The organism is Rhodococcus sp. GB-02 (assembly GCF_053470465.1).
In genome coordinates this window covers 988,137-999,568 of record NZ_JBPUKE010000001.1, presented here as the reverse complement: position 1 = coordinate 999,568, position 11,432 = coordinate 988,137, and the positions used below count along the sequence as shown (strand labels likewise).

Annotated in this window: 9 protein-coding genes; 6 read left to right on the top strand and 3 right to left on the bottom strand. The window is 61.2% G+C overall.

From position 1 onward, the window contains the following. Window positions 1-9 precede the first annotated feature (9 nt). On the bottom strand, window positions 10-1,155 hold the full coding sequence (locus ACSW29_RS04755) for a hypothetical protein (RefSeq protein WP_007727045.1): 1,146 nt from the start codon (window positions 1,153-1,155) through the stop codon (window positions 10-12). Between the two features lie 243 nt (window positions 1,156-1,398). Between ACSW29_RS04755 and ACSW29_RS04750 the strand changes: the two genes are divergently transcribed. From ACSW29_RS04750 to ACSW29_RS04725, 6 genes are all read left to right on the top strand, one after another. After that, window positions 1,399-1,974, top strand: coding sequence for a TerD family protein (locus ACSW29_RS04750; RefSeq protein ID WP_020906049.1), 576 nt, complete (start codon window positions 1,399-1,401; stop codon window positions 1,972-1,974). A 137-nt stretch (window positions 1,975-2,111) separates the two neighbouring features. Further along, complete coding sequence (locus tag ACSW29_RS04745) at window positions 2,112-3,233, top strand: DUF475 domain-containing protein (protein ID WP_317827636.1); 1,122 nt, start codon at window positions 2,112-2,114, stop codon at window positions 3,231-3,233. Between the two features lie 231 nt (window positions 3,234-3,464). Beyond that, window positions 3,465-5,459 (top strand): TerD family protein, encoded by a 1,995-nt coding sequence (locus tag ACSW29_RS04740; protein ID WP_448276671.1) that lies wholly within the window; start codon window positions 3,465-3,467, stop codon window positions 5,457-5,459. A 104-nt stretch (window positions 5,460-5,563) separates the two neighbouring features. Beyond that, window positions 5,564-5,938 carry a GNAT family N-acetyltransferase gene (locus tag ACSW29_RS04735; protein ID WP_448276670.1) on the top strand — a complete coding sequence of 125 codons (375 nt, stop codon included), beginning with the start codon at window positions 5,564-5,566 and terminating at the stop codon, window positions 5,936-5,938. A gap of 18 nt (window positions 5,939-5,956) precedes the next feature. Further along, window positions 5,957-6,406 (top strand): GNAT family N-acetyltransferase, encoded by a 450-nt coding sequence (locus tag ACSW29_RS04730; RefSeq protein WP_448276668.1) that lies wholly within the window; start codon window positions 5,957-5,959, stop codon window positions 6,404-6,406. A gap of 64 nt (window positions 6,407-6,470) precedes the next feature. Beyond that, window positions 6,471-7,832, top strand: coding sequence for a lipase family protein (locus ACSW29_RS04725; RefSeq protein WP_448276667.1), 1,362 nt, complete (start codon window positions 6,471-6,473; stop codon window positions 7,830-7,832). 18 nt (window positions 7,833-7,850) lie between these two features. Here the strand turns inward: ACSW29_RS04725 and ACSW29_RS04720 are convergent, their stop codons facing one another. Together ACSW29_RS04720 and mgtA are read right to left on the bottom strand one after the other, a co-directional pair. Beyond that, window positions 7,851-8,555: an MgtC/SapB family protein gene (locus ACSW29_RS04720; protein WP_003941187.1), complete on the bottom strand. Its 705-nt coding sequence runs from the start codon at window positions 8,553-8,555 to the stop codon at window positions 7,851-7,853. Window positions 8,556-8,564: 9 nt separating this feature from the next. After that, window positions 8,565-11,258: a magnesium-translocating P-type ATPase gene (gene mgtA / locus ACSW29_RS04715; RefSeq protein ID WP_448276666.1), complete on the bottom strand. Its 2,694-nt coding sequence runs from the start codon at window positions 11,256-11,258 to the stop codon at window positions 8,565-8,567. Between the last annotated feature and the right edge of the window lie 174 nt (window positions 11,259-11,432).

Sequence of the window (11,432 nt, the reverse complement as noted above, 5' to 3'; positions counted from 1 at the left end):
CCCGACCATTCAGTTTTTGCCGGCTCGCGCCCGCATCTTCTCGACAACTTCGGTGATGAACGTCGATACCGAGTCCAGCTGTAGTACATACGACCAGTAGTCCGGATGAGTTCCCGACAGTGACGCACTCGCTCGCTCGATCCTTGCTAGTTGAGCATCGAGTACGGAGCCCCACTCCGCCACCAACCCTTGGTTAACAGCGAACATCTGGGCGTCTTTCAGCCGGAAACGAACCTCACGTTCCTTTTGGCTCGGATCTGCCCGAACTGCACGCAGAGTAGCGAGACGGTCCGTCACGGCGTCGGCACACGCTTCGGCGTCGGCGAGGTGCACGCGGGCTTCGGCCATCAAAGCCAGTGCATGTTCGGGGTTTCCCGCAGCCAGCGACTGCTTCGCTTCCTTGAGATCGATGTCGGCCTGATCGATATGCGCTCGACTGCGACTGCTGTTGTCGACGAGGTCAGCGGAACTCGCGGCGTTGAACTCGCGCAGCAGTGCGGAGTACGCCGGGTCGAGGCGGTCCACTCGAGTGCGCACTGCCGACAACCTGGTCGAGACCGAGGAGATCGTCATCTCGGCACGGTGCTGGGTCGACGGGGCTTCTGCCAATGCTTCCTCGAGCGCCGATACCGCTTCGCGGACACTCTCGGCCCGCGTGCGGACTGCGTCGGCGCGACCGGATGAGCGCGCGTTGTCGAGCGCTGCAACCGCGTCGTCGAGGTGTTCGGAGGCCGTCACCACCGACGGGTACTCGCGATAGCGCTGATCGGTGGCAGCCAGTTTTTCCCGGACGGCGTTTGCCAGGGTTCGGGCCTGTTGGCCGAGGACGGGAATGGCGGACATCGTGACCGTCGCCTGCTCGAGGTGCGCACGATGCCCGTTGTAGAAGGCGTCGACGCCCTTCGCCGCCTCGACGAGTTCGGCTACCGACTTTTCGAACGCCGCCCGAGCACCGTTCGGGTTCTGGTGGAGTACCTGATCGTTGCCATAGCGCTCGGAGGTGTCGAGGTAGTCCGACGCAGCCTGGAAGCACCGATCCCGAACGGGTTCCCACGCAGCGCGCAACCCTCGCTCGGGATACAGCTCGGCGGAAGCGTCGACGGCTGCCGACGCGATGGTCTGCCGCTTGTCCATGTCGAGGAACGCCGAAACCATGGCCGTCTGCGCCTCCCGCGCACGACTGACCGACTCCCCCACTCTTGCCCCCCGATTGAAGCGCTCCGACCATCTTCCCACCACGATTGAATCCTACGGGTCCAGCACTTCGCTTCTCGGTTCGTAATTCTGCTGTTACGGCGAACACACCGGAACTGCGGTTAGGGTGGTGGAGGTAAACACACTCCCAAGACGACTTCGCGTCGTAGTGGGCCTTGTCTCTCCTCTTGAAAGGACCCCTGAATGGGCGTCAGCTTGACCAAAGGCGGCAATGTCTCTCTCACGAAGGAGGCCCCGAACCTGACTGCAGTGGTCGTCGGCCTGGGCTGGGACGCGCGTTCCACCACCGGAGCTGCTTTCGACCTCGACGCCAGCGCAATCGGCGCAGGCTCGAACAAGAAGGTCCTCTCCGACCAGCACTTCATCTTCTTCAACAACCTCCGCTCGCCCGACGGCTCGATCGAGCACAAGGGTGACAACACGGACGGCGAAGGCGAAGGCGACGACGAGCAGATCGACGTGAACCTCGCAGCGGTTCCCGCCGAGATCGAAAGCGTTGTCTTCCCCGTCTCGATCTACGACGCAGAGGCTCGCTCGCAGTCCTTCGGTCAGGTCCGCAACGCGTACATCCGCGTCGTCGACAAGGCCAACGGCAACGAGCTCGCTCGCTACGACCTCTCCGAGGACGCTTCCACCGAAACCGCCATGGTCTTCGGTGAGCTGTACCGCAACGGTGCAGAGTGGAAGTTCCGCGCAATCGGCCAGGGTTACGCATCCGGCCTGTCCGGCATCGCGCGCGATTACGGCGTCAACGTCTGATCTTCGCTCTCGACGAGCTGACTCGGGGAAGGTTCCGCAGTAGTCTGTGGAACCCTCCCCGTTTTCACGTTCGGATGCGGTGAGAGACCGCTTGCAGTAACCACTCTGCATTGACCAACTAGAAAGGGCCACGCTCCGTGGTACTGCGAATATTCGGTTTATCCATCGCGATCTCCATCATCGCGATGATCGTCGCGTTCATCTACGGCGGACCCGAGGCACTGTTCCTCGTCATCATCCTGTCGATTCTGGAAATCTCGCTTTCCTTCGACAACGCCGTCATCAATGCCACCGTTCTGCGAAGAATGAGTGACTTCTGGCAGAAGATCTTCCTTACCATCGGCATTGTCATCGCCGTCTTCGGTATGCGTCTGGTGTTCCCGCTCGTGATCGTCTGGGCTGCTTCCGGGCTCGGACCTGTAGCTGCGCTCGACCTCGCGCTCAACCCGCCTGCCGACGACGCCGCGTACTTCGCCAACGGCGAGCCGAGCTACGAAACCATCCTCACCGACGCTCACCCGCAGATCGCCGCATTCGGTGGCATGTTCCTGCTGATGCTCTTCCTCGGCTTCATCTTCGAAGAACGCGAGATCACCTGGTTGTCCTGGCTGGAGAAGCCCCTCGCTCGCATCGGTAAGCTCGATCAGCTCTCGGTCGTCGTGGCCGGCATCGTCCTGGTACTGAGTGGTTCGTTCCTCGCCGCCGACGACAAGGTTTCGACCGTCATGATCTCGGGCGTTCTGGGCATGATCACCTACATCGCGGTCAATGGATTGGGTGAACTGTTCAACTTGCCGGAAGAAGGCGAAGAAGAGGAGACCACCAAGTCCGGTGGTCCCACCGAATTCGCGAAGGCCACCGGCAAGGCCGGCTTCTTCCTGTTCCTCTACCTAGAGGTCCTCGACGCGTCCTTCTCCTTCGACGGCGTCATCGGCGCATTCGCCATCACGGCGGACCCGATCATCATCGCCCTCGGCCTGGGCTTCGTCGGCGCGATGTTCGTCCGTTCCATCACGGTCTTCCTGGTCCGCAAGGGCACGCTCTCCGATTACGTTTACCTCGAGCACGGTGCCCACTGGGCCATCGGCGCTCTGGCCGTCATCTTGATGGTGTCCATCGGCGTTCACATCAACGAGATCATCACCGGCCTGGTCGGTGTCTTCTTGATCGGCGCTGCTTTCATCAGCAGCCTCATTCGCAACAAGCGAATCGCGAACGACGATCCGAAGTTGGACGAGAACACTCCGGCAACTGTCTGACGTTCTTTTTTCGAAACGCCCGCGACCCTTTCCGGTCGCGGGCGTTTTGTTTGCTATGACTGAATTGAAACTTTCCGAATACACAGCCGCGCGCCAATTGTTCATCCGCGCGCCAAATTCAGCCTGCGGGTGAACAATTGCCCTGCGGATTCGAAACCGCACAATTTTCGACCTACCCCGGCACAATCAAGAGGCGAAATCCGACTGTGCACAGTAATGAGGGGGAAAGTCGTGGAAGACCAGTTTCTGTCCAAAGGCCAGAACATCGAGCTCCCCGACGAACTCGATCAGATCGACATCGTGATCACCTGGGACAACTCGGAATTCGGTGTCGATGCCTCGGCATTGCTTCTGGGCGCCGACGGAAAAGTCAGGTCCGACGCGGACTTCGTCTTCTACAACCAACAGGAATCTGCTGACGGCTCAGTTCGATACCTCGGTCGCCGCGAAGCCGAATCCGGCCCGCACGAGCGACTCCTCGTCCACCTCGCTGCTGTACCCGATCAAGTCGACGCGATCGCTTTAGTGGGCAGCGTCGACTCCGGTTCCTTCGGCGACCTTGGCAAACTTGCGCTCCAGCTGGTTGATTCCGGCGGCTCTCCTATTGCCGAGTACGTCACCGCCGACGCGTCCACCGAAACAGCATTCGTCTTCGGTCAGGTCTATCGACGTAACGGGAAGTGGAAACTTCGCGCAATCGGCCAAGGTTGGGCTTCAGGCCTCGCCGGGCTCGCCGAAGACTTCGGGGTCGACGTGAGCGCGGACGCACCCGTCGAGGAGGCTGGGTCGCCTGAAGTGGAGGCACCCCAACCGATATCGGAACGGGAACCGTCAGTCACCGAGCCCTCAACGCCCACGAAGCCCGTCCGACAGCGCGGGGTTCGAACAGCGAAGCCCGTGCCCAAGAAAGCCCCACTACCCGAATTCAAGCACGCCGAGTCCGAGGCCTGGCAACCTGCACGACTCTTCTCTGTGATCGGCGTCGGAACCGGTGAGGAACAAGAGCGTCGAACGACGTCGGCATTGGTTTCCACGATGCAAGCGGTTCCCATGTTTGCGCGGGCAGTTTCGTCCCGTGTGGGGGCACCGGCCGGCTCGTTCGAGGGATACGTCGAAGTTCCCTACGTCAAAGGTGAATCTCGGGTGATCCCGGATGCGGTGTGGCGCATCGCCCGCGGAAGTCGACTCTGGACCGGCTTGCTCGAGGCAAAGACTGGAGCAGGCACCCACACCCGAGAGCAGCTCGAGAACTATCTCGACGTCGCCAAGAAAAACAAGTACGACGTCGTGATCAGCCTGTCCAACGACTTGCCTGCCGGCGCCGGCGAATTACCCGTCGAGGTGGACAAGCGCAAGCTCACCAAAGTCGCGTTACGGCATCTCTCCTGGGCAGAAGTCATCCACGAGGCACGGATGGTGCTCTCGCACGGCGGAATCGACAATCCACTGCAAGGTTGGATTCTCAGCGAGTTTCTCCGGTACATCGAACATCCCAAGTCCGGGGCCGCGGAGTTCGTCGACATGGGTCGGCACTGGGTATCGATACGCGATTCCGTGGGTGCCGGAACGCTCCGTCCTGGAGATCCGAAAGCAGCGGCGGTTGCTCAGTCATGGATCGCGCTCGCGCGGAACCTCGCGCTGCGGTTCACCGCAGATCTCGGTGTCGTCGTCAAACACGTGTTGCCCCGACGGGTAGTCAACGATGCGGATGCGCGTACCGCGCTGACGGTCAACGAATTGGCGAACGACGGCACCTTCAGCGCCACCCTCCGAATCCCCGACGCCGCCGGAGAGCTACGGGTTACTGCTGATTTGAGAACCAACAAAGTGAGCTGCAGTACGACGGTTTCTGCACCCGACGAAGGTACTTCGGGAAAACGAGTCACCTGGGCTTTGCGTCAGTTGAAGAATGCTCCTGCCGACTTGTTGGTCGAAGCGTTGTTCACCGGCCCGGCCTCGTCGACGTGCGAGACCATTGCATCCGCTCGCACAACGCCACGCCTGTTGACGGACGGTCAAGGCGGCCAACTCAGTTCATTTGTACTGACGCAGTCCTTCACTCTCGGCAGCAAGCGTTCGGGTACTGCTGCGAGTTTTATCAACAGTGTGACCAGTTCGGCCGAAACCTTCTACTCCGAAGTCGTTCAACCGCTCCGTGAATGGGTCCCCGCTGCCCCGAAAGCGTCCGATCTCCCTCGCGACGAACAAGTCGACAACGAAGACTGACAATGGACGAGATAGTCATTGAACGCGCAACGAATGAGGATGCCGCGGAAATCCTTGTTCTACAACGCTGTTGCTGGGTTTCGGAAGCAATCTCCAACAACAGCATGGACATTCCCCCACTCCACGAGGACCTTCCCACGGTCCGGGCCTGGGTTCAGGAGTCGACCGTCTGGACTGCACGGCGCAGCGGACGGCTCGTCGGGGCCGTTCGAGGTAAAGCGGACGGAACCGCTTGGCAGATAGGGCGTCTCATGGCGGCTCCGGACTTGGCGGGTAACGGCCTCGGCCGGCGCCTCCTGCAGCACGTGGAACAGAATGCTCCGGCACACATCACCAGTTTCGAGTTGTTCACTGGAAGCAAGAGCGTGCGGAACATTCGCCTGTACACCCGGGCGGGTTACGTGCAGTTGCCGCCGGACCCCAGTCACATTCCCGGAGTTGCCTACCTGTCCAAGCCGAACTTAACCGCCTCAGCTTGAACGGCAATACTGATGTGTGTGGTGAACATTCGCGTCGCAGCGCAGACAGAATTGCCGTTCTTACGTGAGAACGACTCGCACATCGCAGACGAGGAACTCGTGTCGGTGGTCCGACGCGGCCGGATACTCGTCGCCGAGGACAGCGGTAATCCAATCGGATGGCTCCGTTGGGGCCTGTTCTGGGACGAGATTCCGTTCATGAATATGCTGACCGTCCTGTCTTCGAACCGCGGCCAAGGCATCGGGAGCGCGTTGGTCAGATACTGGGAAACACAGATGCGCCGTGCGGGATATTCGACGGTTCTCACCTCCACGCTCGCCGACGAATCAGCCCAGAACTTCTATCGCGCAATGGGATACGTCGACGCAGGAGTTTTGCTACTTCCCGGCGAGCCCTCCGAAATCTTTCTACGCCGAGAACTCGACACGGCGCCCGAGATGACAGATCCCCACATTACCCGCGAGTAATATATGGTGGTCGTCACACCGCGATCTCAGGGTGGGGCGTGGCACACCAATGTGGAGGACGAGTATGTCGTCAAGGGTCTTGTCTCGCACAGTTGTCGGAGTACTCGCTGTCGCACTGACAGGCGTCGGCGCACCGGTAGCGCTCGCACAGCCGGCTCTTGCCCAGTCCCCTGATGACGGTTTCTACAGCTACGACGGCACGACGCCCCTCTCGTCGTACGCTCCCGGCGCAGTCCTCGAGACTCGCACCGTGCCGTACACCGTGCTCAACATCCCGACCCCGATACAGGCAGTCCAGGTTCTCTACCGATCAACCGACGCCCTGGGACAGCCGTCCGCCAACGTCACCTCGATCCTGCGCCCGGCCAACGCTCAACCGGACAAAGTTGTTTCGTACCAATCCTTTTACGATTCACTGAACCCCGACGACAGTCCGTCGCGGGCCATCGCGGGTAACACCCCGATCGGTGACTGGACGCCGAGTGGACGCAACTTCAACATCGGCGGAACCTTCACGAGCATCGAAGCGGCTCTGTTCGGGCCGCTCTTCGCGCTGGGCTACACGATCGTCGTCCCGGACACCGAAGGCCCGGATGCGAACTTCGCTGCCGGACCCGAATACGGGATGATGACGCTCGACGCTCTGCGTGCCGCTCGAGATGTCCCGGAAACCGGAATCACCGACGACGCCGAGATCGCACTGATGGGGTACTCCGGCGGAGCGATCGCCACCAACTGGGCTTCGATCCTCGCTCCCGCGTATGCACCGGAGATCAACGACAACTTGATCGGTGCCGCGCAGGGCGGCGTGCTGGTCAATCCGGCCAACAACCTTCGCTACGCGAGCGGAAGCATCGGGTGGGGCGGCGTTGTCGGCATGGCAGTCGTCGGCGTTGCGCGTTCGTACGACATCGATTTCGGAAAGTATCTCAGCGACCGTGGACGCGACGTCATGGCTCGACTCGAAGACGCGTCCATCGGCAATGTGCTGGCGCAATACCCCGGATTGACCTGGCAGGATCTGGTCAAACCCGAGTACGCCGATCCCAATACGGTTCCCGAGTACGTCGATGTCGTGAACAAGATCAACATGGGCACCGCGGCGACACCGACCATTCCGATGTTCATCGCGCAGGCAGCCAACGGCACCATCGAGGGCACCCAACCCGGCGGCCCCGGCGTCGGAGCAGGAGACGGCGTCATGATCACGGGCGATGTCCGCACCCTCGCACGCAAGTACTGCGACGCCGGCCTGGCGATTCAGTACGACCAGTACGACACCATCAGCCACTTCCTCGGCGCCATGCTCTGGCTCCCCGGTGCGCTCGCCTGGGTCGACGACCGATTGAACGGCAAGCCTGCACCGTCCAACTGCGCGAACATCGCACCGGGGAACTCACTTGCGCCGCAGGAACATGCGCGCTAGCTGACAGAGACCTCGAATCTACTTCGACGGCTCCACCTCCCACCGAACGTGAGTCACCAACGGTTCCAGGCTCAACCGGCTGACGGCGGATTCCAGGAGTCCGTCGTCACGCTCCGCAGCAGCCAGTTCGGCCACCACCCGCACGCGGTCGCTGTCCGGGATATCGAAGGACTGCACTGACCGAAGTTGGAACTCCGGCCTCGAAATGGACTGCACGGTAAGCCCTCTGATGTGAGCTTCGGCGTCGCCATGGCAGGTCACCTCGAAGGTGTAGTCCGCGGGCGGTTCCTCGCGTCCGGTGCGGGCAGGCTGGTGATCCATCATCCGACCCAACGGCCTCAACAGTGTGTTCGCCAACATGATCGCGCCGGCCCCGAACACCGCGACCCAGTACATTCCGCCGCCGGCCAGTGCGCCGACGGCGGCCGTGGCCCACAGAGTTGCGGCGGTGTTCAGGCCAGTGACCGAGGCCCCCTGCTTCATGATCACTCCAGCACCGAGAAAACCGATCCCCGAGACGATCTGCGCCGCGACGCGCGTCGGATCAGCGTCCGGCCCCTGAAAGCCGTACGCGCCCATGATGACGAAAAGAGTCGCACCCAAGCTCACCAACGCGTTGGTTCGCAGACCCGCCATCCTTGCGCGCCATTGCCTTTCGATCCCGACGGCAGCACCGAGGACGAGCCCGAGCGCTATCCGCACAAGGATGACGTGGATTTCCACGGTGAACTCCTAGAGCCAGGTCGCGAATCGACGGATGAACATTCCCTTGGCCACCTGCGTGACGACGCAGTATGCCGCGAGAGTGAGGACCAGCCACGGGAAGTAGTTCCACGGCAGTGAAACCAACCCGAGGGAATGACCCCAGGACGTGAACGGGAACACCAGCGCGAAGACGCAGGCGGCGCCCGTGCTGAGCAGTACCGGCAGCGATGCACGCGACTGGATGAACGGGATCTTGCGGGTGCGGATCATGTGAACGATCAGCGTCTGCGAGATCAATGACTCGATGAACCAACCCGATTGGAACAGGGCTGCGTGCTCGGGAGAGTTGGCGGCGAACACGAACCACATCAGCGCGAACGTCGAGATGTCGAAGATCGAACTGATCGGGCCGATGAACACCATGAACCGACGCAGGCTCTTGGTCTCCCACTTCCGCGGCTTCGCGAGGAAGTCGTCGTCGACGCGGTCCCACGGGATCGTGAGCATCGAGAGATCGTAGATCAGGTTCTGCAACAACAGAACTACGGGAATCATGGGGATGAACGGCAGCAAGGCGCTTGCGACGAGCACCGAGAACACGTTCCCGAAGTTCGACGACGCAGTCATCTTGATGTACTTCTGGATGTTCCCGAAGGTCCGACGCCCTTCGATGACTCCCTGTTCGAGTACACCGAGGTCCTTCTCCAGCAAGATGATGTCCGCGGATTCGCGCGCGATGTCCGCTGCGGTGTCGACAGAGATGCCGACATCCGCCGCCCGCAGTGCGGGTGCGTCGTTGACACCGTCGCCGAGGAAGCCGACCGTGTGGCCGACCCGGCGTAGCGATTCGACAATGCGTGCTTTCTGCATCGGATCCGTCTTTGCGAAGACAGTTGTCCGTTGCACCAACTCGTCGAGGGCCTCGTCGCTCAACGCTTCGATCTCAGTCCCGGATACCACGGTTCCCACATCGATACCGACTTTGCCGCAGACGGTTTCGGCTACCAGTTCGTTGTCACCCGTCACCACCTTGACGGCGACGCCATGGTTCGCGAGCGCTTCGATCGCCCCGGCCGCAGATTCCTTCGGCGGGTCGAGGAAGGCAAGCAACCCGACCAGGGTCATGCCTTCTTCGTCGGCAGTGGAGTATTCCCGTCGCTGCTCGTCGGCAACGACCTTGGTTGCCACCGCAAGCACTCGCTTGCCCTGACCGTTCAGCTCCGCGACCAGACGGTCGACGCGGGCCAGCCATCCCGGTGTCAACTGGTGGGTGACCCCGTCCAGTTCCACCGATTCGCAGACCGAAAGGAGCTCTTCCACTGCACCTTTGGTGACAATCAGATCGGCGTCGCCGTGGTCGACCACCACGGAGAGTCGACGGCGCTTGAAGTCGAAGGGAATCTCGTCCACCAACCCGTGCCGACGCGAGATCTCCTCGACCACTTCGGGACCGGCGGCTTCGATCACCGCGTCGTCGAGAAGACTGCGCAATCCGGTCTGATTCACGGAATTGACCGCCGCGAGCCGCAACACGTCCTCGGACTTACGTCCAGCGGTATCGAGATGCTCACCGAGAACGATACGGTCCTCGGTGAGAGTTCCGGTCTTGTCCGTGCACAGAACGTCCATAGCGCCGAAGTTCTGAATCGCGTTGATCTGCTTGACGATCACCTTCTTGCGCGACATGTGCAGCGCACCCTTGGCCAGATTCGCAGTCACGATGAGCGGCAACATTTCCGGTGTCAACCCCACTGCGGTGGCGACGCCGAAGAGTAGTGCCTGGCTCCAGTCCTTGGTCAGTCCGTTGATGATGAACACCGCGGGAACCATGATCAGCATGAACTTGATCAGCAGGTAGCTGACGCTGCGCACCCCGACGTCGAAGCTGGTTTCGGGTCGCTTGGACGCCAATTGTGCTGTCATGGCACCGAAGTAAGTCCGCTTGCCGGTGTGTACCGCAACGGCGGTGCCGCTGCCCGACACGACGGAAGTACCCATGAATCCGATGTTCTCGGCTTCGAGCAGTCGATCGACGTCGATCCCCGAGGATGGTTCCGCCGACTTCTCGGCCGGCATCGATTCACCGCTGAGCATGGACTGATTGATCTGTAGATCTTTGGCCCGGATGATGCGGACATCGGCCGGGATCATGTCGCCGGCGGCAAGCTGGACTACATCACCTGGCAGTAGTTGCTCGATCGGAATCTCCGCCGTGACCACAGTGTTGTTGATCTTGCGGGTGGCTGCAACTGTTGTCGTGACCATCGCCTTGAGCGCCTCGGCGGCCCGACTCGAACGGTATTCCTGCCAGAACCTCAGTGACACACTGACAAAGATCATCAACCCGAGGGTGATGATCCCCTCGTAGGAAGGTCCGTCTTCCGGGTCCGCCCACACCACGTCGGTCGCGACCATGATCAGGGCGAGGAACACCAGGATCAGGATGAACGGGTTCTTGAACGCCCCCGCGAACTGCACGATTGCCGGGGCCGGGCGGTCGTGGCGGACGTCGTTGCGCCCGTATTGCCGGCGAAGATCGTCGATCTGATCCTCACGAAGCCCGTTGGTCGTCGTGGTCAGATCTGCGAGAACGGTGCGGGTGTCCGCGGTCGAGTAGTCGACCAATTCCTGTGCGCTTTCCTTGGCCAGGACTGTTGAATGTGTTTGTTGTGCATTGTTTCTCGTGGGCCGTGGCCGCAATGCGAGAACGGAAAATGACATGACGAATCTCCTCGGCTGCCCGAACACATCAGACCATGTCAGTGCATCAGGGCAGCAGAATGCGCTGAACGACAACGAAAGTCGTCAGCGGACGCGGCAAAGCCGCGCAGATGAAACCGAGGGTGCAAAAAGGTCAGAGGCTGACGAGCGAAAGACCGGGGTGAGCACCGTCGG